Here is a 21,829-nt window from a genome sequence, read left to right as displayed (position 1 = left end):
TCATCGGGGCGCTTCCACGGAGAGCGCGAACAGGTGGAGCTGGGGCCGGGTGAGCGCGGGCAGGGTGAGCGAGCGCAGCTCCCTGGCCGGGTCGAGCGCCGCCTGCACCTCGAACAACCCGACCCGCAGCGAGTTGGCGCCCGTGCGGCCGTGGCGGTGGGTGCAGCGGAGCACCTCGGAGGCCCCCGCCCCGGGCTGGCCACCCCAGTCGGGCAGGACGAACGGCACCTGGGCGGTGGTCCCGTCGGCGTACGCGGCGGTCAGCGTGGAGGTGACGGCCCCGGAACTGGCCGCGCCCAGCAGCCGGACCTTGGCGTACTTCCCGGACGGCACGGTGATCGTCTGTCCCTGGCCGGCGACGTTGTTCCCGGCCCCGGCCCCGTACCCGGGGAAGACGAAGCTCAGGCCCTCGTGAACGAGCGGCCCGGCGGGCGGCAGCTCCTCGGCCGGATAGGTGTAGCCGGACCCGTCGAAGTCGCCGTCCGCCATCGCCTCGTGCGTGGAGACGCCGTCGTTGTCGAAGTACGGCGACAGGTCCACCGGCGTGGCGGGCCCGGGAGGCGGGATCGGCGGCAGCCCCCAGGCGTCCCCCGGCTTGCTCACCGGCACAGGTCCGATGACCGGGTCGGGCCGCGCGCCCGTGTGGACGAGCACCTCGCTCCCCTTGCCCAGGGCGATCTCCACGACGCCCTCCCCCAGGTCCTTCACCCGAGCGGGACGGCCGTCGGACAGCACGGCGGTGACCGGCCCGTCGAGCCCGTGCCTGAGCCTGAGCGGCGCCCCCGCCACGCTCCTGATGCGGATGAACGAGGTGCGGCCGCCCTTGCGCACGGCCGAGACCAGGAACGCGCCCTGCGTCCGGAAGTCGTGGATCGTGACGTCCGCCCACGAGGCGGGCACGGCCGGGAAGACGCGGACGATCCCGCCCCAGCTCTGGCAGAGCATGTCGTGGAGGGACTGGGCGGCCGACAGCGGCGTCTCGATGACCGGCCCGGCCTCGGCGTAGTGGGTGTTGGCCGTGCACGGGTAGCGGGCGGCCGGGTCGAAGAACCGGTCCAGATAGGACAGCGCGGTGTCGCCCCGGCCCATCATGGCGTAGAGCGAGGCCGCGCCGGTGTAGCTGTAGCCGCGGTGCGCGCCCGTCAGCGACTGCCAGTGGGCGACCGACTTCTCGATCAGCTCGCGCTGCTCCGGCTGGTCCCAGTTGACCAGGTAGAGGGGGTAGATCATGAGGAGGTGGGAGTAGTGGCGGTGCGACTGCGCGTACGGCGTGCTCGCGCCGATCATGAAGCCGTCGGCGTCGGCCGGGTAGTCCACGAGCGTGTCCAGCACCTCCCGCCACTTCGCCGCGAGCGGGTCGTCGATCCCGAGCCGCTCGGCCGACTCGATCAGGGTCCGGCAGCCCCACCGGATCAGCGCCAGGTCGTAGTTGGTGTCCTGGGGCGGGGTGACCGGGTATTCCGGTGAGAGCGTGCTGGGCAGGTGCAACCTGCCGTCCGCGCCGGCGGCCAGGAAGTGCAGGTAGTAGTTGATCGCCCGCCGCAGCAGCGGGAAGACCGTGTCACTCAGCAGCTTGTCGTCCATGGTGTGCCGGTAGGTCAGCCAGACGTTGTGCAGCGCCCACGTGAGGTCGCCCACCTCGGCGCCCGTGCCGGGCGTGCCGACGCTCCGGTTGCAGAACATGTCGGAGCTGCGTCCCAGCCCGGCCGAGTCGGCGCGGTAGGCGGCCGGCACGTTGGCGACGAGCTGGTCGCGGTTGCGGTCGAGCGTGCTGGTGAGCGAGTCGAGCTCCAGGTGGTTGGAGCCGTGGATGAGCCAGTACTCGAGCTGCACGTTGAGGTTCCACCACACCGCCGGCCACGGGGTGGACTCCAGCCAGGGGCCGGTGGTGGCCATGACCGGGCCGCCCGTCCGGCTGGCGGCGGCGACCTTGTAGAGCTGGATCCAGTAGAAGCTCTGCAGCCGCTGGTCGGGCAGGGAGACGAAGCTCTTGCCGTAGAAGTCGTGCCACCAATTACGGTGCCGCTTCCGCGTGATCCCGTACGGCGGCGCGTTCCGGATCCTGGCGAGCGCGCTCTCCTGGGCCTCGGTCGCGGACGGGAAGCTGTGGCCCACGGTGACCAGGAGCGTCCCGTCCTTGACGCGGTAGGCGGTGGCGGTCTGGCCGCCCCCGGTGAGCGGCTGGAGCACCTGCTCGACGTCGCCCGCGGTCGCGGTGGTCCAGGGCGGGTTGGGCGTGTAGCCGCTGGGCGGGGCCTCGGAGACGGATCGGGGGCTGACGGCGTCCTCGGGGTGGAAGGTCCAGCGGACCTGCTCCTCGCCGCCGGCCTCCGCCTTGGCGACGAGGACTTCGTCGTGGATGAACGCGGAGAAGGACAGCTTGCCCTTGTCCGTGGTGACGGTGCCGGTGACCTCGGCGTCCCACAGGCTGAGCCGCAGGTCGACGGCAGTGATCGTGCCGACCGGGTCGAGGGTGACGTGGCCGACGGGCAGGCGGCAGGTGCCCCAGCCGCTGCCGAACTGGGGCCGGTGGTCCTGGACGCGGCCGTGCTGGACGGTGAAGCGGATCTTGTTCTGGCCGGGCTCCTGGTAGACCATGCTGCCCAGCAGGCCGTCGCCGAGGAACGGGCCCTCGGACCAGGTCCTGGGCATCCTGCCCCAGAGCAGGTCCTGGCCCTTCATGAACTCGGCCCAGGGCACGCGCTGCCGGAGCTGCCAGCCCCGGGCCGCCCCGGTGGGCTCGGTGGGCGCGGCGGGCGCGGTGGGCTCGGCGGGCTCGGTTTCCGCGAGCGCCGGGGCGGCGGGGACGAGGGCGAAACCTAAGCCGCCGAGCACGGCACGGCGGGTCGGGTCGTGAGATGGGGGTGTCATGCGGGACCTCACAGACGAGACATCGGGTCTTTCGCCTGTATGACACGCAAGATGACCTTAGTCAAGGGTAGTCAACCGAAATTCATCGGATGCATCACCCCTTAACGGCGCCCGCGGTGAGCCCTTCGACGATGTAGCGGCGGATGGCGGCGAACAGGACGAGGGTCGGCAGCACCGAGATCACGGTGGCCGCGGCCATGGAACCCCAGTCGATGTCGTACTGGGTGATGAAGGAGTTCATGGCGACCGGGATGGTCTTGGCGTCCTCGCTGTCGATGAACGTGATCGCCAGGAACAGCTCGTTCCAGCACTGCACGAACGCGAAGATGAACGTGGCCGCGATGCCCGGCAGCATGACCGGGATGACCACCCGCACCATGGCCACCAGCCGCGAGGCGCCGTCCACCTGCGCGGCCTCCTCCAGCGCGACCGGCACCCGCTCGTAGAAGCCGCGCATGATGATCGTGGCGAACGGCACCAGCATGGCCACGTACACCAGCATCAGCCCGGCGAGCCGGTTGAGCAGGTCGAGGTCGGACATCAGCAGGTAGAGCGGGCCCAGCGCGATGAACAGCGGGATCATCTGCGTCACCAGGAACGCCAGCATCAGCGCGCCCCGGCCGGGGAAGGCGAAGCGGGCGAGGGTGTAGCCGCCCAGCACGCCGATCGCGGTCACCACACCGGCCGCGACGAGCGAGACGAGCAGGCTGTTCAGCAGGTACGCGCCGAAGTCCGCGAACGAGAACAGCTCCTCGTAGTGCTCGAACGTCAGGTTGCCCGGCCAGTACCTGAGCGGCATCGAGAAGATCTCGGACTTGGGCTTGAGCGAGGTGACGACGATCCAGTAGAGGGGGAAGAGGGTGATCAGCAGCCAGGCGCCCAGCACGACGACCTTCGCCGCGGTCTTCAACACGGTCGCGACACGTCTCATCTGGATTTCTCGAATCTCGTCGCGTTCAGGTAGAAGACGCTGAAGGACAGCAGCAGGCCCAGGATGAGCAGGCCCACCGCGCCCGCCCGGCCGTAGTCGCCGCCGATGACCTGCTGGATGAGGAAGGTCGTGATGATGTCGGTGCCGCCGGCCGGGCCGCCGCCGGTCATCGAGTAGATGAGGTCGGGGAAGTTGAGGATCCAGATGATCCGCAGCAGCACGATGAGAGCGAGCGTGGGCCGGATGTGCGGCAGCGTCACGTGCCAGAACTGCCGCAGCCGCGACGCGCCGTCCACGGCCGCCGCCTCGTACAGCTCCTTCGGCACCGACTGCAGGGCGGCCATGATCATGATGGCGAAGAACGTGACGCCGTACCAGATGTTCGCCACGATCACCGACGTCATCGCCCACCCGGGGGTGGCCAGGAAGCCGATGCGCTGGTCGATGAGGCCGGTCTTGAGCAGCAGGTCGTTGATCACGCCGAACTGCCCGTTGAACATCCACCGCCACAGCAGCCCGATCAGGAACCCCGACATGGCCCACGGGAAGAACACCCACGCCTGGTAGAGGCCCCGGCCGCGGAAGTGCCGGCGCAGCAGCAGCGCCAGCCCGAAGCCGAGGAAGAACTGGAAGAACAGCGAGACGACCACCCACGTGCCGGTGTTCCGCAGCGCCGTCCAGAACCGGTCCTCGGCCAGGACGGCCCGGAAGTTCTCCAGGCCGACAAAGGGCGTCGAGGTGATGTCGAACAGGTTGTAGCGCTGGAAGGCGATGACCGTGCCGCGGATCATCGGGTAGTACGTGAACAGGGTCACGAAGACCACGCCGGGCAGCAGGCACAGAGCGATGAACCTGGCCCGGCGGGCGGTGAAGAGCCTCATGAGACCTTCTTGGCCTGGTCCGTCCAGAAGGCGTCCCACGACTTGAGCACCTCGGCCGTGGTCTTATTGCCGGTGATCAGGGCCTGGACGTCACGGTCGGAGTCGACGAGGAACTGGCTCCAGCCCGGGTAGTCGACGGGCCTGATCGTGATCACCTGCTTGGGGTCCTGCTGGGCCTGCAGGTACGCCTTCCACGCGCCCTGCGAGAACTGCGGGTCGCTCTGGGCCTGCTTGGAGATCGGGATGAGCGAGTTGCCCTTGGCGAAGGCGATGCTCTGCTTGGCCTCCGAGAGGAACTGGACCAGCTTGACCGCCTCCTTCGGGTGCGTGGTGAAGGAGGTGGCGCCCCATCCGGCGTAGCCGACGGGCTGGAAGGCGTATCCGGACGGGCCCTTGGGGATGGGGGCCGTCGACCAGGCCGACATGCCGCTCTCCTGGACGGTCTTGATCACTTCGGGGTCCTGGATGAGCATGCCGGTGACGCCCGAGGTGAACCCCTGGACCATCTCCGGGTAGCCCCAGGAGACGGAGTCGGGCGGCGACGCCTCCTTGAAGATCTTCACGTAGAGATCCATGGCCTGGGCGGCCTCGGGGGTGGAGAAGATCGTCCGCTTGTCCTTGAGATAGAACGATTTTTCGGGATTCAGGGCTTCGCCGTTGTACGCGCTGACCATCATGACCGCGTAGTCGGCCCCGCCCTTGCCGCCCCGGAACGAGTAGCCGAACCGATCGCCCGAGGTCATCTTCTTGCCGGCCTCGTAGAGCTCCTGCCAGGTGGCCGGCGGCTGCGTCATGCCCCGGTCCGTACGGTAGAAGATCGTGCGCTCGTAGAAGCCGTACGGGATCAGGTACGCCTTGCCGCCGACCTCGACGGCCTTCTTCTGGGCCAGCTCGGTCAGGTCCGACCAGCCGGGCCACTCCGTGGTGGGCAGCTCGGCCAGCCAGCCGTTGTTGGAGAAGGACTTGGCCGTGTGATCGCGTACTTCCAGCACGTCCAGGTCCTTCTTCGTCTGCAGGATCTGGGTGATCTTCTGGTCGGCGCTGTCGAGCGGCGGCGAGATCAGCTCCACCTTGATGCCCGGGTTGGCCTTCTCGAAGTCCTTCAGCAGCGTTTTGATGAGCTTCGTGCGTTCGGGACTGGTCAGGCTCTCGATCATGCGGAGCCGTACCTCGCCGGGGGACGACGAGCCGGAGCCGCAGCCCGCGAGCAAGAGCGTGGCGGCGACCGCGGCCGCCAGGAGGGGGGTTCTCATGCTGAGCCTCCAGCTTCAGACAGCGCTGTCAGTCACGCGCTGTCAGTCACGCTAGGCGACCGACCCCCTCCAGCGCTAGACCGAGGTCCTTGATCAACGTGTCCGCGGGCTCCAGGCCGACCGAGAGCCGCACGAGGCCGACGGGGATGCCCATGGTGGCCCGCACGCTCTCCTCGGTGGACAGGGCGGGGGCGTTCACCAGGCTCTCAAAACCACCCCAAGACACACCAATCCTGAAATGTCGCAACTTGTCGAGGAAGAGTCCGACCTCCTGGCGCGATTCCGTGTCCAGCACGAGGCTGAACAGGCTGGAGAACCCCGACATCTGCCGCTTCGCGAGGTCGTACCCCGGATGGGACGGCAGCCCGGGGTGGTTCACCGCCCGCACGGCCGGATGCCCCGTCAGGAACTCGGCCACGGCCAGCCCCCGCTCCTGGTGCGCGGCCATCCGCACGGGCAGCGTGCGCAGCCCCTTGATCACCTTGGCCGCGTCGTGCGGCGACATGGCGGCCCCGTACAGCTGGTACTCGGTCAGCGCCAGCGGCCTGATCAGCCGGGACGGGCCCACCACGACGCCGCCCACGAGGTCGCTGTGCCCGCCGATGTACTTCGACAGCGAGTGCACGACGAGATCGACGCCCATGGTCAGCGGCTTCTGGAAGATCGGCGTGGACCAGGTGTTGTCCATCACGCTCACCAGCCCGCGCTCCCGCGCCCACGCGGTGACTTCGGCGATGTCGACCACGGCGTAGGCCATGTAGGAGGGGGACTCGAAGTAGAGTAGACGGGTGCTCGCCCTGATAGCGCTGTCACACCCCGCGAGGTCGTTCACGTGCGTATGCGTGACCCCGAACTTCTCCAGGTAGCGCAGGAACTGGGTGGTCGGCCCGTACACTGCGCCCAGCACCAGCACGTGATCCCCGGCCTTGACGAGCGAGGAGATGGTCGCCGAGATGGCCCCCATTCCCGACCCGAAACACTTGGCACGCTCTCCCCGCTCGAGCGCGGCGAGCTTACGCTGAGCGAGATCGACCGTCGGGTTGGTCCCCCGCCAGTAGACGTACCTCTCGTCCTCGTTCCTGATCGCCTCGCCGAGCTCCTGCGCGCTCCCGAACGTGAACAGCGAGTTCTCGAACACCGGTGGGTTGACCGCGCCCAACGCCCAGGGCTCGTCCTCGCCCAACCGGCCACAGATCCATTCGTCATCCATGGGGGCAGACTATGACAGCCAGGGATCTGGGTGACCGGGCGGCCTCCCGGGGTGAAACCACTCGCAAGCCGACCATGGCCGACGTGGCCCGCCACGCGGGCGTGAGCCTCAAGACCGTCTCCCGCGTGGTCAACCAGGAGCCGCACGTCCGGGCCTCGCTGCAGGAGCGCGTGCAGGCGGCCATCAGCGCGCTCGGCTACCGCCGCAACGAGGCCGCCGCCCGCCTGGCCAGGGGCGCGACCATGCTGACGCTCGGGCTGGTGATGGAGAACATCTCCAACGAGTTCTACTCCCGCCTGGCCGCCGCCGTGGAGTCCGCAGCGGCCCAATACGAGGCGCTGGTGGTGTTCGGCTCGTACGAGGAGAGCGCCGACAAGGAGCGCATGCTCATCGAGTCCATGTACGCCCGGGGCGTGGACGCCCTGATCGTCGTCCCCTCGGCGGCCGATCACTCGTGGCTGGCCGAGCACGCCTCGCTCACCACGGTGTTCGTGGACCGCGTGCCCCCGGGCCTGGAGTCGGCGGACGTGGTGCTGCTGGACGACGTGCGGGGCGGCCGGGCCGCGACCGAGCACCTGCTGGCCCGCGGCCACCGCCGGATCGCGCTGGTCTCGGACGACGAGGGCATCAGCTCGGTGCACGACCGCGCGACCGGCTACCGCGCGGCCCTGCGCGCGGCCGGGCTGACGGCCGACGACGCGCTGACGGTCCGCGGGCTCTTCGACCCGTGGCGGGTCTCCCACGAGGTGAGCCGCCTCCTGGACCTGCCCGACCCGCCGACGGCCTTCTTCGCCACCAACAACCGCGCCGCGATCGGCATCCTGCAGGCGCTGCGGGAACGTCCGGAGCGGCCCGCGTACGTGAGCTTCGACGACTTCGCCCTGGCCGACGTGTTCAACCCCGGGGTGACGGTGGTCCGCTACGACACGGCCCGCCTGGCCCGCAGCGCGGTGGACCTCCTGCTGAACCCGTCGCCGTCGCCCCGCCGCGTCAAGGTCCCGGTCGAGCTGGTCGCCAGAGGCTCGGGAGAGCTGCCGCCCTCCTGAACACCATGCGTGAGCGGCGTTCGTCTCGCTAGGGTCGAGTTGTGCCTCTTCCCGCCGCCGACCTCGCCCGGCTTCTTCGCAACCGGCCGGAGCTGGCCGCCGTCCCCTCCGCCGAGGCGCTCGAACGCCTGCTCGCGGCGCCGGAGCTGGCCGTGCCCGCCCTGCTCGCGCTCGACGCCGACTGCCACCTCGTCAGCCAGGCGCTGCAGATCCTGGGCGGCGAGGCCGGCCGGGCGGCGCTGGCCGAGCTGCTCCACGACCCCGGCGACCGGCTCGGCGAGACGATCGAGACCCTGGCCGCGTGGGGCCTCGTGACCCTCGACGGGGGCGGCGACGGGGGCACGGTGCGGTCCCCGCACCCGCAGGGGCTGTGGGCGAACCCGTTCGGGCTGGGCCGGCCGTTGCGCGAGCTGACCGCCGAGGATCTGAAGTCCCTGGTCAAGGGGCTGGGCGGCAGGCCCAAGGGCCGCAAGTCGGAGGTGCTCGCCCAGGCGGCGGAGATCGTGCGCGACGGCCGGGCCGTCCGCTCCCGCGCCGCCGCGTTGCCGCGCGAGGCGGTGGCGCTGCTGGAGTCGATGGCGGACGGGCAGCCGGTCTTCCAGCACGCCGTCTGGTACGGCACCGTCGATGCGGACCATCCGGTCACGCGCCTGGCCGAGGCCGGGTTCGTGGTGCGGGACGGCTGGGAGTACGAGATGCCCATGGAGGTCGCGCTCGCGCTGCGCGGCGACGGCTGGAAGCCGGAGCTCACGGGCCAGCCGGACGTGCCGTCGGTGGAGCTCACCGGGCCCGCGGACGGGCTCGCCGCCGCGCTGGCCGCCGTTGACCAGGTGGAGGCGCTGATCGAGCTGACGGGAACGCAGCCCATCGCCGAGCTGAAGGCGGGCGGGGTGGGCGCGCGGGAGCTGAAGCGGGTGGCCAAGGCGCTGGACGTTCCCGAGCAGGCGGTCGTGCTCTGGCTCGACCTCGCCTTCGGCACCGACCTGATCGCCTCCGAGGCCGGCGAGAGACTGGCCGGCACCACGCTGGCCGACGAGTGGCTGGGCCTGGATCCGGCCTCGCGGTGGCAGGCCCTGGTGGAGTCCTGGCTGGCGATGCCGCAGGCGGCCACGTTCAGGGTGACGGGCTGCTGCGAGGAGCACATGACGCCGCAGGCGCCGCCGTACCAGTTCGAGAGCGGGGCCGGCGAGATCCGGCGGGCCGCGCTGCGCGTGCTCCGGACGCTGTCTCCCGGGCGGGGGTCGAGCCCTGAGGGGTTGCTCCCGGCCGTGGGCTGGCGGACACGGGCGGTCAAGGAGTTCGCGCCGGCCGCCGCCGAGTTCGTGACCGCCGCCCTGCGCGAGGGCGAGCTGCTCGGGATGGTCCAGGAGGGTGCGCTGACCGAGCTCGGCCGCGCCCACCTCGACGGCGCCGGCGTGGCCGGCCGCTTCCCCACGCCGACCCACACCGTGACCCTGCAGAACGACCTGACCGCGATCGTGTCAGGGGTGCCCGCGCCGCAGCTGACCGCGTTCCTGAACGGCTGCGCCGACCTGGAGTCACGCGACCGGGCCAGCGTGTGGCGCTTCTCGCACAAGAGCGTGCGCCGGGCGCTGGACGCGGGGACGACGGCCGACGGCCTGCTCGACGAGCTGGCCCGCGTCGCCGCCAAGGCCGTCCCCCAGCCGCTGCGTTACCTCGTCACCGACGTCGCCCGCCGGCACGGCGCCGTCCGCGTCACCTCCGCCGCCTCCGTGGTGACCGCGGAGGACCCGGCGCTCATCACCGAGCTGTGCGGGACCAGGGCTCTGCGCAAGCTGGCGCTGCGCGCCATCGCCCCCACGGTCGCCCTCAGCGCCCTGCCTCCCGACGAGACCCTCCAGCTGCTGCGGCAGGGCGGCCACGCCCCGGTCGCCGTGGCCCCGGACGGCACCATCAAGGCGGAGCCGCCCCAGCGCCGCCGCCTGCCCGTGGAGCCCGACCCGGCCTGGGACGCCACCGCGATCCTCCAGGGCGGCGAGCCCGGCACGCCCGCCGAGGCCCTGTCCGTGGCCTCCGTCACCGGCGAGCCGATCGTCATCGTCTGGCAGCGGCGTGAGCACTACATGGAGGACATCGAGCTGACCCGCGGCACGGTGTCCGGCTACTGCCACGACTGCGGCGCCGAACACACCTTCCAGCGGGCCCGGATCAAGGAGGCTCATCTGCCCTGATCACCGGCGGGATCACCGGTGGGGTCACGACGAGCGGGGGCGCCAGTCGCCGCGGTCGAGGTCGAGGTCCTCCGGGGTGTGCAGCCTGACCATGGTCCTGGCGACCCCGGGCGGCACGCGGTGCGGGGTCAGGAAGGACACCGACACCATCACCGCGAACGCGATCGGCACCGTCCACGCCGCCGGCTGGCCCAGCAGGGCGCCGGCGGGCCCGTCGTACGGACCGGCGACGATCGTGACGAGCACGGCCGCGCACGCGAGCCCGCCGCCCACGAACAGCCCGGCCAGCGCCCCCGTGGTCGACAGGCGGCGCCACCAGATGCCCAGCACGAGCAGCGGGCAGAACGACGAGGCCGCCACCGCGAACGCCAGCCCCACCACGTCCGCCACCGGCAGCGCCCGCGCCCACAGCGCCAGGGCCAGCGGCACCGCGACCGCCATCAGCGTGGCGATCCTGAACGAGCGCACGCTGCCCTTGAGCAGGTCCTGCGCGATCACCCCCGCCACGGACACGGTCAGCCCCGACGACGTGGACAGGAACGCGGCGAACGCCCCCGCCGTCACCAGCGCCGTCAGCAGTTCGCCCAGCGTGCCGCCGACCATCCGCGCGGGCAGCGTCAGCACGACCGTGTCGGTGCGGACCAGGTCGGGCGCGTAGAGGCGGCCGAGCCAGCCGTACACGGCGGGCATCAGGTAGAAGGCCCCGAGCAGCGACAGCACCACCAGCGTCGTGCGGCGGGCGGCCCGGCCGTCCGGGTTGGTGTAGAAGCGCACGAGCACGTGCGGCAGCCCCATGGTGCCCAGGAACGTGGCCAGGATCAGCGAGTACGTCGAGTACAGCCCGTACTCCTTGCCCCCGGCCAGCGGCACCTGCCAGGTGGCCGCGTCCTGCGGGCCGACCGCGGGCGCGCCGTCGGCCTTCCACGCCATCAGCAGGAACACCAGCGGCAGGGCCAGCGCCGTCAGCTTGAGCCAGTACTGGAACGCCTGCACGAACGTGATCGACCGCATGCCGCCGGACAGCACGTTCACCGCCACGACGACCGCGACCAGCAGGCCGCCCACCCACACGGGCGCGCCGGTGATCTCCCGCAGCACCAGGCCCGCGCTCTGGAACTGCGGCATCAGGTAGAACCAGCCGATCAGCACGACGAGCACGCTCGCGGTGCGGCGCACGGCCATCGACTCCAGCCTGGCCTCGGCGAAGTCCGGCAGCGTGTACGCCCCCGAGCGCCGCAGCGGCGCCGACACCAGCACGAGCAGCACCAGGTAGCCGCCGGTCCAGCCGACGGGCAGCCAGAGCATGTCCACGCCGAACGACAGGATGAGCCCGGCGATGCCCAGGAACGAGGCCGCCGACAGGTACTCGCCGCCGATGGCCGAGGCGTTCCAGAGCGGGCTGACGGTGCGGGAGGCGACGTAGAAGTCGGAGGTGGTGCGGGAGACCCTGATCCCGAACGCCCCGATCAGCACGGCCGCCACCACCACGATCAGCACCGCGGTGAGGCTCATCGGCGTTTGACCAGTTCGGCGAAGTGGCGCTCGTTGCGCTCGGCCTGGCGCACGTACAGCCAGGCGCCGATGACGAAGGCGGGGTAGATGAGCCCGGCGAGCACCGCCCACGGGAGCGGGACGCCGAGCAGGTGGACCGAGCGCAGCTCGGGGATGAGCAGGAACAGCAGCGGCAGCCCGCCGACCACGCACGCCAGCACCGTGCAGACGAACAGCGCCAGCCGGACCTGGGTGCGCAGGAACGAGCGCATGTAGACCTCGCCGAGCCTGGTCTGCTCGTCGATCTCCCGGGTGGCCGGGTAGCGGGGCCGGCGCGCGGCGGCCGTACGCGGGCTCATCACGGCCACCCGCCGCAGGGTCTCGCGCCGGGACGCCTCGGCGCGGGGCAGCGGGGCCCGGCGCCCGGGACGCGGTTCAGGGCTCATCACGACCTCGCCTTTCTGGCTCTGCGCACCAGCAGGTCGCGCAGCTCGCGCGTGTGGCGGCGGCTGACCGGCAGTTCGGTGTCCCCCACCCGCACCGTGCACTTGCCCGAGTCGATGTGCAACTCCTCGATGTGCTTGACGGCCACCAGATGGCTCCGGTGCACGCGGACGAACCCGGCCGAGGCCCACCGCTCCTCCAGGGTGGCCAGTGGGATGCGCACCAGATGGCTGCCCGTCGCCGTGTGCAGCCGCGCGTAGTCCCCGTGCGCCTCGACGTAGATCACGTCGGCGCTGGACACGAACCGCGTCACCCCGCCCAGTTCGACCGGGATCGTGTCGGTCTCCCCCGCCTCCGCGGGCACGTCGGCCGAGACCGCCACCCGCCGGATCGCCTCCGCCAGCCGCTCCGGGCGTACCGGTTTGAGCAGGTAGTCCTCGGCCTTGATCTCGAACGCGTCCACGGCGTGCTCCTCGTACGCCGTCACGAACACCACCCGGGGCGGGTTCGCGAACTGCGACAGCAGCCGCCCCAGCACCACGCCGTCGAGCCCGCGCATCCGGATGTCGAGGAAGACCGCGTCGATCGGCCGGCCGTCGGCGATGGCGCGGTCGAGCAGCCGCAGCGCCGCCGCGCCGTCCCTGGCGGTGGCCACCTCGCCGATGCGGGGGTCGGCACGCAGCAGGTACGACAGGTCTTCGAGGGCAGGCAGCTCGTCATCGACCGCGAGGACCCGTAGTTGTGCCATAGACAGTGATAAAACCGACAAGAAAGATCGAGGTCAACGGGCAGAGACACCTGGGTGATATTTCGGCAACCTGATGTTGACCTTGGTGCCCGCTCCCTGGGCGGTCTCGACCACGAGGCCGTACTCGTCGCCGTAGACCTGGCGCAGCCGTTCGTCCACGTTCGCCAGCCCGACGCCGCCCGTGGGGGCGATGTCACCTGCGAGGATGCGGCGCAGCCGGTCGGGGTCCATGCCGAGCCCGTCGTCCTCGACGCTGATGCGGCACTCCGCCCCGGCGTCCTCGGCGATGATCGTGATGCGGCCGACGCCGTTGCGGCTCTCCAGGCCGTGCCTGACGGCGTTCTCGACGAGCGGCTGCAGGCACAGGAACGGCACCGCTACCGGCAGCACCTCGGGCGCGATCCGGAGCGTCACCTGGAGCTGGTCGCCGAACCTGGCCCGCTCCAGGATCAGGTAGCGGTCGATCGAGCGCAGCTCCTCGGCGAGCGTGGTGAACTCGCCGTGCCGGCGGAAGGAGTAGCGGGTGAAGTCGGCGAACTCCAGCAGCAGCTCCCTGGCCCGCTCCGGGTCGGTGCGGACGAAGGAGGCGATCGTGGTGAGCGAGTTGTAGATGAAGTGCGGGGAGATCTGCGCCCGCAGCGCGCGTACCTCGGCCTCCATGAGCAGCGTGCGCGAGCGGTCCAGCTCGGCCAGCTCGAGCTGCGAGTCCACCCACCCGGCCACCTCCTGCGCGGCCCTGACCAGGCCGGCGGAGGCGTCCTGCCCGTAGGCGGCCAGGGCGCCCACGACCCGGTCGTCGGTGGTGAGCGGCACCACCACGGCCTGGCGGATCGGGCATTCGAGCAGCTCGCAGTCGATGGTCAGCACCTGGGTGCGGCCGTCCTTCAAGGTGGCCGCCGCGTGCTCGAACGCCTGGTCGGCGTGGTGCTCGCCGGCGCCGTCGTAGACGAGCAGCCGCTCACCGTCGGTGATGGCCAGCGCGGCCGAGCCGAGCAGTGCGCGCAGGTGCCGCGAGGCCCGCTCGGCGCCGTCGGCGGTCAGCCCGGCCCGCAGCGGCGGCCCGGCCAGCGAGGCGGTGTGCAGGGTCTCGAACGTGGCCCGCTCCGCCGGGCTGGTGCCCAGCTCGCGACGGCCCCGCATGACCCGCCAGAGCACGATCGCGGGCACGCTCACGAGCACCGCGACCACGGCGACGCCCACCACGTACTCCACGCCGCCAGAGCCTAGCTTCGCTCACAGAGCCTTCGCTATCAGGTCCGCGTACGACTCCGCCTCCTCGGTGGAGTCGTACGTGGTGCGCGGCCAGAAGAAGCCGCGCAGCCCGTCCTTCCTGTTGCGCGGCACGATGTGCACGTGCAGGTGGGGCACGCTCTGGCTGACGCGGTTATTCATGGCCACGAACGTGCCGGCGACCTGCAGCCCCTCCTCCACCGCCCGGGCCACGGCCTGCACCCGCTCGAAGAACGGCCCCACGTCGGTCAGGTCGGCGAGCGTCTCCACGTGGATCCTCGGCACCACCAGCACGTGCCCCTTGAAGACCGGCCGGACGTCCAGGAACGAGACCGCGACCTCGTCGGAGTGGACCATGGTCGCCGGTCGCTCACCCGCGATGATCTCGCAGAACAGGTCAGTGCTCACCGCCCGACCCTATCCGCCTCATCCGCGGGCCCGCCCCGCCCGCTCGGCGAAGGCCGTCCAGCTCGTCACGTTGGGCGCCGACCACTCGGCGGGGGCGTGCAGGAAGTGCTCGCCCACCCGCTCGCGCAGCCGCTGCGGCACCTCGGCCACCTTGGCGCCCCGGCAGTGGTAGACCAGCCCGCCCGCGCGCTGCCCCATCGCCATCCACGGCAGCCACGGCGAGACCCGGCACCACGAGAACACGCACGGCACGTCCGGCACGCCCGAGTCCAGGTCCTTGGCCGAGGCGAAGAACTGGAACAGCTCCATCGCCCGGTAGGTGTCGTTCGCCGAGTTGTCGGGGTAGTCGGCGACCTTCAGGGGCGAGGGGTAGGCCAGGCGGATGTCGATGTTGTAGACCACCTGGTCGCCCAGGCGGGTCGTCGGCACCGGGTAGGCGCCGAGCCGCTGGTTGACCGGGTCGTTGAAGACGTGCTGCACCTCGACCGTCCGCTCCGTGAGCGGGTTGTCCCAGGTGTCGAGCACCTCCCTCGTCTTCGGGTCGAGGTAGAGGGCGGCCTCCCTGGTCAGCAGCTGCCAGCCGCCGTCGGCCTCGACCGCCCTGGCCACGTTCAGCCCCTCGAACCCGAACAGGTGGTGCGGCCCGCCGTCGTCCTGCCAGCCGTACACGTCGCCGGTCCAATAGGAGATGGTCTCCGCGCCGTCGGAGGAGGCGCGCACCCGGATGAAATCCATGATCCCCACAGTAACCGGGCCGCGCTCTACTTGACCGATACGGTGAAGACGGCCTCGCCCGACTGCTGCCTGCTCTGCTCGTCCGGTGGCGTCGTGGCCTGGCCGCACCGCCAGCAGTCGTACAGTTTGATCTCCGTCGTGCCCGGGCGCTTGCTGTTGAAGACGAAGTAGGTCGTGCCCCCGGCGCCGACCCCGCCGCCCTCGGTCTTGTGCTCCTCGCTGATGAACGAGGCGACCTTCGGGTCCGGCACGGCGACCAGCTTCCAGTCGTCGCCCACCGACGGGTTGTCGGCGACGGCCAGCGAGAAGCGCTGGCCGGGGCGCAGCTCGACGGGCACGGTGGTGCCCTTGGCGCCCTTGACCACCGTGCCGAAGTCGCTCACCGCTGAGCCTCCGCCGCACCCGGCCGCCAGCAGGGCGAGCGTGGCGGCGGCGATCGTTCGACGCATCACCACGGCAGGGTATCTGCCGGTGCGGGCGCCGGCCGTACCCGTCCCCTTCTACCGGTGCGTGTGGCGGTTGCGCCGCTGCATCATGCGGCGGACGACGAAGGCGATCACGGCGCCGGCCGCGGCGACGAGCAGCATGGGCCGCTTGCGCGCCTGCCCGGCGGCGTCCTTCACCTGGTGCGGCGTGCCCTCGCGAACCTTGCCCGCCACCTCGGACGCCTTCTCCTTGACGGATCCGGCCATGCCCGCGGCCCTGTCCTTGGCGGTCTCGGCCACATGGGCGGCCCTGGCCTTGACGTCGGCCTTGGCCGCCAGCGCCCCGACGGTCTCGCCCAGCTCCCTGCGGGTTTCCTCGATCTCTTTGCGCACGTTGCCCTCCTCGTGGTGACCTGTCCCGCGTGCCATCTCACGCGTGTGGTGCGTCCTGCTGTGGTGGTGATGACGCGGCGACTCCGCCTCGGCCCACTCCCGTTCCAGGGCCTGGGCACGCTCATCGTCGTAAGGGGGTTCGGGGGCGAATGTCTCGTGTGCCGTCCGCTCCTCCTCCACCCGCCGGGCGTTCTCGGCCGCGCCCGGCCTGGTCGGCGGTACGTTGATGGACTCCCGTTCGGTCGGCGTGCCCACGGTCTGCCTCCGGGCGCCGACGTTTCCGGCATATTGCTCGCTGTATCCGGGGTCGATCTCGCTCATCGCCGCGCCCTCTCCTTGACCATGTCGATGTCGGCCCTGACGCTCGCGAGGGTCTCCGACGGGACCGGCGACCCGGCGCGTCGCACCTGTCCCTTACCGACCAGGCCGAGCAGCGCGGCGATGACGAAGAGCAGGCCCGCCACGATGGCGGCGGCCGCCCACGCCGGCAGGACCAGGGCCAGCAGCAGAATGACGGTGGTCACGAGTGCGGCGCCGCCGAAGAACGCGGCCATTCCCGCCGCGCCGAACAGCCCCGCGCCGAAGCCCGCGCGCTTGCCTTTTTCCGCCAGCTCCATCTTCGCCAGGCGGAATTCGTCCCTCACGAGCCTGGAGAACTGCTCGGAGAGGTCGTTGACCAGCTTGTGGGTGTCGTTCACAACGCTCGCCTCCTCCGCTGAGGAAGGCGACTACCCAAACAAACGGCCTTCTATCATGCGCTTTTACCGCTTGGCGACCTTGAGCAGAAATCCGAGGGCCGACAGCACCGGGTCTTTCTGCACTTCGCACCAATTGTCCGGCTGCTTGGGCTTGCTCCACGGAGAGGGGAGCTCGCACGAGGGAGCCTGCGGCTTGGGCCGCTCACACCACGATCCGGGAGGGTTCATACCAATATGCTACAACTTCAGGTGGGGCTTATATAAGCCTTTCCTCACCTCTTGCGCAGATGAGGTGGATGAGCGCCGCCACCCTCCGGTAGGGGTCGGTCCGGCCCGCGCGTTCCTCCACCGCCAGAATTTCGTCAATTTCCTCGGGGACGGGCGCTCCGTCCGGCGCGGCGTCGCAGAACACCCGCACGCCGTACCACTGCGGCACCTCCAGCCCCTGTACGGCCAGCCGCCGCGTGAGCTCGTCGAGCCGGTCGGCCCTGGCGGGGACGCCGAGCCGGTTGACGTAACCGGTGCCCTCGAACGCCTGCAGCGCCCCCGCCCAGTCGCCCATGAGCCCGTTGCGCATGGCGAGGGCGTCGCCGTTGCGCACGAGGAGCGAGAGCCGGCCGCCTGGCGCGAGGAGGCGGGCGAGGTCGGCGAGCAGCGGGTCGGGGTCGTCGAAGTACATCAGCACGCCGTGGCACAGGACGATGTCGAAACTCCCCGGCCCGAACAGCTCCCGCAGCCGCCCGGCCTCGGCCTGGACCGTCCGGATGCTCATGCCCGGCTGGATCCCGGCCTCCAGGAGGCGGAGGAGGTCGCGGGAGGCGTCGAGGGCGGTGACGTGGTGGCCCCTGGCGGCCATCCTGAGCGCCTGCGTACCCTGGCCGGAGCCCACGTCGAGGATGCGGCAGGGGGTCTTGGGGAGGTGCGCGGCGAGCTGGCGGGTGACGAGGTCCTGCCGGACGACGTCCCGCAGCGCCCCCAGCCGGGACGCCCACCTGCCCTCTGCCCCTGAGAACCTCATGTGCAGGATCCTAGGCGGACCCGATCTTCCCCTCCGCGCGGGCCCCCGGCCGCAGGCGCGGCGGCGGGGAGGCGCCGACGCGGTAGCCTGCCGGGGTGCTGGTACACGGGGTCTGGGCGGCCGGCGGGCTCGCCTTCTGGGCGGAGATCGCCGAGGCCGGCGACGCGTCCTCCGGGGCCGCCCCGCGCCGGCCGCAGCGCCGTCCGACGGGGCCCGCGCCCCACCCGTTCGCCTCCCCCGCGTCCGGCCTCGCCGCCGCGCTCGGCCTCGACGACCCGCCGTCACGGACGCTGGAGCTGCTCCTGCCGGGCTCGGCCAAGGAGCCGCTGCCCTCGCCGGAGACCGGCCGGCTCGCGGAGACGGCCCGGCCGCGGCTGCGCCTCTGGCAGGTGCCCGCCGTGGTGCCGCCCGTCTCGGAGGCCCTGCACGTGCTGGACGGGCACACCGGCACCGCGACCATGCGCCACTGGGCCGCCGTGGCGGCCTTCGCCCGCGACCTCGTACGCCGGGGCCGCGTCATCCCGCAGCTCGTCCCCTCCCCTGCGGCCGGCGGCCCTGAGCCCGAGGGCTTCCCCGAGGACTCGATGGCCATGTGGGCCGTGCCGGAGGCCGACGCGCGGGCCGTGTGGCGGCCGGTGGTGACCGGGGCCGACGCCGGCTACTTCCGGGAGCTGGCGCTGGCCATGCCGCCCGCGTGCCGTACCTCCCAGGTCGAGCGGCCGTCCGCCGGCGTCCTGCTCGACGCCCTTGAGACGTTCGCCGACGCCCTCGTCCGCCAGACCCTCACCGAGCCTCTGGTCGCCCGGCCCAGGACCCTTCACGAACGCTGGCTGGCCGCCCTGACCGGCGCCGCGCCGCAGTGCCCCGACGTGCCCGGGCTGCGCGAGGAGCTGGAGCGGTGGCACGAGAGCGTCGCGTCGGCCGAGGGCGCGACCCGGGTGTGCTTCCGGCTGCTGGAGCCCGCCGACACCGAGGACTGGCGGGTCGAGCTGGCGCTGCAGGCCGCCGACGACCCCAGCCTGTACGTCCCCGCGGCCCACGTCTGGACCGGCGAGACGGTGACGGGGCTGCCCGGCAGGCCCGAACGCGACCTGCTGGCCGGGCTGGGCCGGGCCGTCCGGCTCTACCCGGAGCTCGACCGCGCCCTGCGCGGGCCCACGCCGAGCGAGCTGGCGCTGGACACGGCCGGCGCGTTCGGGTTCCTGCGGCAGGCCGCGCCCCTGCTGCAGGCGGCCGGGTTCGGGGTGCAGCTGCCCCGCTGGGCCGGGCGTACGAGGCTGGGGCTGAAGCTGACCACCAGGGCCAAGGCGCAGACGGCGGCCACCGGGCAGGGGTTCGGCATGCGGGAGCTGGTCGACTTCCGCATCGACCTGGCGGTGGGCGACGAGACGATCAGCGAGGCGGAGCTGGCCGAGCTGGCCCGGCTGAAGGTGCCGCTGGTCCGGGTGCGCGGCCAGTGGGTGGAGCTGGACGACCGGCAGCTCAAGGCCGCGCTCAGGGCCGTGGAGGGCGCCCGTACGGGGGAGGCGAGCGCCGCCGACCTCCTGCGTCACGTGGTGCAGGAGGACGACGCCGAGCTGCCGCTGCTGGAGATCGACGCCGACGGCGTGCTCGGCGACCTGCTGTCCGGCCAGGCCGAGCGGCGGCTGACGCCCATCGCGACCCCCGCGGGGCTGGACGCCACGCTCAGGCCCTACCAGGAGCGCGGCCTGGCATGGCTCAGCTTCCTGTCGGAGCTGGGCCTCGGCGGCGTCCTGGCCGACGACATGGGGCTGGGCAAGACGATCACCACGCTGGCCCTGCTCGTCCACGAGCGGGCCGGCGCGCCCACGCTGCTCGTCTGCCCGATGTCCCTGGTCGGCAACTGGCAGCGGGAGGCCGCCAGGTTCGCGCCCGGCCTGCGCGTCTACGTGCACCACGGCAGCGGGCGCGACGCGGCGCTGATCCCCGGCGCCGATCTGGTGATCACCACGTACGGCACCGCCCAGCGCGACCTCGAGACGCTCAAGCGGCACGAGTGGCGCAGGGTCGTGTGCGACGAGGCGCAGGCGATCAAGAACAGCGGCACGCTCCAGGCCCAGGCCGTGCGCTCGATCCCCGCCGGCGGCCGGCTCGCCCTCACGGGCACCCCGGTCGAGAACCACCTGGCCGAGCTCTGGTCGATCATGGAGTTCGCCAACCCGGGGCTGCTGGGGCCGCGCTCGCGGTTCAGGACCCGCTTCCAGGAGCCCATCGAGGCCCAGCAGGACGAGCAGGCCGCGCGGGCGCTGAAGCGGGCGACGGGGCCGTTCATCCTGCGCCGCGTCAAGACCGACAAGTCGATCATCTCGGACCTGCCGGAGAAGCTGGAGGTCAAGGAGTGGTGCCCGCTCACCACGGAGCAGGCCACGCTCTACCGGGCGGTCGTGGACGACATGCTGGCCAAGATCGACGACAGCGAGGGCATCGAGCGGCGCGGCCTGGTCCTGGCCACCATGGCCAAGCTGAAGCAGGTCTGCAACCACCCGGCCCACCTGCTCAAGGACGGCTCCCGCCTGGCAGGCCGGTCCGGCAAGCTCACCCGGCTGGAGCAGCTGTCCGAAGAAATCCTGGCCGAAGGCGAAAAGGCCCTGCTTTTCACGCAATATGCCGAGTTCGGCACCATGCTGCAGCCGTACCTCGCCCAGCGGCTCGACACCACGGTCCTGTGGCTGCACGGCGGCCTGCCGAAGAAGACGCGCGACCGCCTGGTCGACCGGTTCCAGAACGACGAGGAGCCGATGCTGTTCGTGCTGTCGCTCAAGGCGGCCGGGGTCGGGCTCAACCTGACCGCCGCCAACCACGTCGTCCACGTGGACCGCTGGTGGAACCCGGCCGTCGAGGACCAGGCCACCGACCGGGCGTTCCGCATCGGGCAGCGCAAGAACGTGCAGGTGCGCAAGCTCATCTGCGCGGGCACCCTCGAAGAGCGCGTCGACCAGATGATCGAGCGCAAGAAGGCCCTGGCCGAGCGGGTGGTCGGCACGGGGGAGGACTGGCTGACGGACCTGTCGACGGAGGAGCTGCGCGAGGTGTTCAGGCTCACGGCGGAGGGGGTGGGCGGATAGTGCCGGACTGGTTCCAGGCCACCAGGCCGATCAAGGTCGAGGGCGGCATCAGGGCCCGCACCCAGCGCGGGACCATCGGCTCCACGTGGTGGTCCAGGCGTTTCATCGACATCCTGGATCGCGTCTGCGACAGGGGCCGGCTCTCGCGGGGCCGCGCCTACGCGCGCCAGGGCCAGGTCCTGTCGATCGACCTGTCCCCCGGCGAGGTCAGGGCCGCCGTCCAGGGCTCGCGGCGGGAGCCGTACGCGATCGTGGTCAGGATCGAGGCGTACGACGAGCGGCGCTGGGCCGTCATCGAGGAGGCGATCGCCGAGCAGGCCGTCCACCGGGCCAAGCTGCTGGCGGGAGAGATGCCGCCGGAGATCGAGGAGCTGTTCGCGGCGCTCGGGATCGACCTGTTCCCGCGCGATCTCGACATGGACTGCTCGTGCCCCGACTGGGGGTTCCCGTGCAAGCACCTGTCGGCGGTGCTCTACCTGCTGGCCGAGTCGTTCGACGACGACCCGTTCCTGGTGCTGGCCTGGCGCGGCCGGACCCGGGAGCAGCTGCTCGGCTCGCTGGCGGAGGACGCGCCCAGGCTGGGGGTGCGGGACGTGCCGTTCGCCGACCGGCTGGCCGACTTCTACGCGCCCGGCGCCACGGCGCACCGGCCGGAGCGCCGCCCCGCGGCCGCCGCTCCGGATCTGCTCCTGCGCGTCTTCCCGCCGCCCGCCGACCTGGCCCGCGCGCTCACCCCGGCGTACCGGCGGCTCGCCGGCTCCTGAGGCTC

The 21,829-nt window shown here is 71.6% G+C and carries 20 protein-coding genes; 4 read left to right on the top strand and 16 right to left on the bottom strand.

Annotation, left to right across the window (positions count from 1 at the left end; genetic code table 11):
* From ABZX61_RS15775 to ABZX61_RS15755, 5 genes are all read right to left on the bottom strand, one after another.
* Positions 1–2,871, bottom strand: coding sequence for a Tat pathway signal sequence domain protein (locus ABZX61_RS15775; protein WP_355194971.1), 2,871 nt, complete (start codon positions 2,869–2,871; stop codon positions 1–3).
* Between the two features lie 94 nt (positions 2,872–2,965).
* Positions 2,966–3,802, bottom strand: a complete 837-nt coding sequence (locus ABZX61_RS15770; RefSeq protein WP_355194969.1) for a carbohydrate ABC transporter permease — start codon at positions 3,800–3,802, stop codon at positions 2,966–2,968.
* Positions 3,799–4,683 (bottom strand): sugar ABC transporter permease, encoded by an 885-nt coding sequence (locus ABZX61_RS15765; protein ID WP_350722188.1) that lies wholly within the window; start codon positions 4,681–4,683, stop codon positions 3,799–3,801. The genes ABZX61_RS15770 and ABZX61_RS15765 overlap by 4 nt, the downstream gene beginning before the upstream one ends.
* Positions 4,680–5,936 carry a sugar ABC transporter substrate-binding protein gene (locus ABZX61_RS15760; protein WP_355194967.1) on the bottom strand — a complete coding sequence of 419 codons (1,257 nt, stop codon included), beginning with the start codon at positions 5,934–5,936 and terminating at the stop codon, positions 4,680–4,682. The genes ABZX61_RS15765 and ABZX61_RS15760 overlap by 4 nt, the downstream gene beginning before the upstream one ends.
* Positions 5,937–5,982: 46 nt before the next feature.
* Positions 5,983–7,146 carry a PLP-dependent aspartate aminotransferase family protein gene (locus ABZX61_RS15755; RefSeq protein ID WP_355194965.1) on the bottom strand — a complete coding sequence of 388 codons (1,164 nt, stop codon included), beginning with the start codon at positions 7,144–7,146 and terminating at the stop codon, positions 5,983–5,985.
* Between the two features lie 11 nt (positions 7,147–7,157).
* Here ABZX61_RS15755 and ABZX61_RS15750 point away from each other — a divergent pair, with 11 nt between their 5' ends.
* Both ABZX61_RS15750 and ABZX61_RS15745 read left to right on the top strand, forming a co-directional pair.
* The gene (locus ABZX61_RS15750) at positions 7,158–8,192 is read left to right on the top strand and encodes a LacI family DNA-binding transcriptional regulator (RefSeq protein ID WP_355194963.1); all 1,035 of its coding nucleotides are present in this window, start codon (positions 7,158–7,160) and stop codon (positions 8,190–8,192) included.
* A gap of 41 nt (positions 8,193–8,233) precedes the next feature.
* Complete coding sequence (locus tag ABZX61_RS15745; RefSeq protein ID WP_355194961.1) at positions 8,234–10,384, top strand: helicase-associated domain-containing protein; 2,151 nt, start codon at positions 8,234–8,236, stop codon at positions 10,382–10,384.
* 24 nt (positions 10,385–10,408) lie between these two features.
* On the opposite strand, the gene ABZX61_RS15740 is transcribed toward ABZX61_RS15745, so the two are convergent.
* From ABZX61_RS15740 to ABZX61_RS15690, 11 genes are all read right to left on the bottom strand, one after another.
* Entirely contained in the window at positions 10,409–11,896 is a 1,488-nt protein-coding gene (locus ABZX61_RS15740; RefSeq protein ID WP_350722197.1) for a cation acetate symporter, read from the bottom strand.
* Entirely contained in the window at positions 11,893–12,321 is a 429-nt protein-coding gene (locus tag ABZX61_RS15735) for a hypothetical protein (RefSeq protein ID WP_350722198.1), read from the bottom strand. The genes ABZX61_RS15740 and ABZX61_RS15735 overlap by 4 nt, the downstream gene beginning before the upstream one ends.
* Positions 12,321–13,067 (bottom strand): LytTR family DNA-binding domain-containing protein, encoded by a 747-nt coding sequence (locus ABZX61_RS15730; protein ID WP_350722200.1) that lies wholly within the window; start codon positions 13,065–13,067, stop codon positions 12,321–12,323. Before ABZX61_RS15730 ends, ABZX61_RS15735 begins: the two co-directional genes overlap by 1 nt.
* A 33-nt stretch (positions 13,068–13,100) precedes the next feature.
* On the bottom strand, positions 13,101–14,279 hold the full coding sequence (locus ABZX61_RS15725; RefSeq protein WP_192786257.1) for a histidine kinase: 1,179 nt from the start codon (positions 14,277–14,279) through the stop codon (positions 13,101–13,103).
* A gap of 21 nt (positions 14,280–14,300) precedes the next feature.
* Complete coding sequence (locus ABZX61_RS15720; RefSeq protein ID WP_355194958.1) at positions 14,301–14,705, bottom strand: HIT family protein; 405 nt, start codon at positions 14,703–14,705, stop codon at positions 14,301–14,303.
* 18 nt (positions 14,706–14,723) lie between these two features.
* Entirely contained in the window at positions 14,724–15,440 is a 717-nt protein-coding gene (locus ABZX61_RS15715; RefSeq protein ID WP_355194956.1) for a DUF1838 family protein, read from the bottom strand.
* Between the two features lie 26 nt (positions 15,441–15,466).
* Entirely contained in the window at positions 15,467–15,889 is a 423-nt protein-coding gene (locus tag ABZX61_RS15710; protein ID WP_355195192.1) for a protease inhibitor I42 family protein, read from the bottom strand.
* 51 nt (positions 15,890–15,940) lie between these two features.
* Complete coding sequence (locus ABZX61_RS15705; protein WP_350722206.1) at positions 15,941–16,579, bottom strand: DUF3618 domain-containing protein; 639 nt, start codon at positions 16,577–16,579, stop codon at positions 15,941–15,943.
* Positions 16,576–16,956 (bottom strand): phage holin family protein, encoded by a 381-nt coding sequence (locus ABZX61_RS15700; RefSeq protein ID WP_355194954.1) that lies wholly within the window; start codon positions 16,954–16,956, stop codon positions 16,576–16,578. Before ABZX61_RS15700 ends, ABZX61_RS15705 begins: the two co-directional genes overlap by 4 nt.
* A 63-nt stretch (positions 16,957–17,019) precedes the next feature.
* Positions 17,020–17,184: a hypothetical protein gene (locus ABZX61_RS15695; protein WP_355194952.1), complete on the bottom strand. Its 165-nt coding sequence runs from the start codon at positions 17,182–17,184 to the stop codon at positions 17,020–17,022.
* A gap of 28 nt (positions 17,185–17,212) precedes the next feature.
* A complete protein-coding gene (locus tag ABZX61_RS15690) occupies positions 17,213–17,974 on the bottom strand; it encodes a methyltransferase domain-containing protein (protein WP_355194950.1) in 762 nt (253 codons plus the stop codon).
* 95 nt (positions 17,975–18,069) lie between these two features.
* Between ABZX61_RS15690 and ABZX61_RS15685 the strand changes: the two genes are divergently transcribed.
* Complete coding sequence (locus ABZX61_RS15685) at positions 18,070–21,060, top strand: DEAD/DEAH box helicase (protein ID WP_355194948.1); 2,991 nt, start codon at positions 18,070–18,072, stop codon at positions 21,058–21,060.
* Entirely contained in the window at positions 21,060–21,824 is a 765-nt protein-coding gene (locus ABZX61_RS15680; protein ID WP_355194946.1) for an SWIM zinc finger family protein, read from the top strand. The genes ABZX61_RS15685 and ABZX61_RS15680 overlap by 1 nt, the downstream gene beginning before the upstream one ends.
* Positions 21,825–21,829: the final 5 nt, after the last annotated feature.

Origin of the sequence: Nonomuraea sp. NPDC003709 (assembly GCF_040610775.1) — a bacterium.
GTDB classification, from domain to species: Bacteria; Actinomycetota; Actinomycetes; order Streptosporangiales; family Streptosporangiaceae; genus Nonomuraea; species Nonomuraea angiospora_A.
This window is presented reverse-complemented; position numbering and strand designations above follow the sequence as displayed.